Annotated in this window: 1 pseudogene; it reads right to left on the bottom strand. The window is 46.7% G+C overall.

The window, feature by feature from the left end:
- Positions 1–289 (bottom strand): annotated as a pseudogene (locus tag HMPREF2726_RS01180) (IS630 family transposase); the annotation flags it as partial.

Below are 289 nucleotides of genomic sequence, written 5' to 3'. Positions count from 1 at the left end.
CATTTTTCCGCCATTTCCCGTAAGACACCCATACGGTGAAATCGTGCATTATCTAAAATAATCACCGATTTTTGAGTCAATGCGGGCAGTAGGCATTGCTGAAACCACGCTTCAAAAAAGACTCCGGTCATCGTATTTTGATAAACCATCGGAGCAATCAGCCGGTTGCCGACTTGTGCGGACACCAGAGATAAGCGTCGGTATCTTTTTCCACTTATCTGCGCTTTCACTATTTGCCCTTTCAGGCTGCGGGCATAGGGACGGAACAGGTAGCGATCAAATCCTGTTT

Source organism: Neisseria sp. HMSC074B07, assembly GCF_001810355.1.
Lineage (GTDB): Bacteria > Pseudomonadota > Gammaproteobacteria > Burkholderiales > Neisseriaceae > Neisseria.
The sequence above is the reverse complement of the archived record's forward strand: the minus strand, read 5'-3'. Positions and strand labels throughout refer to the sequence as shown.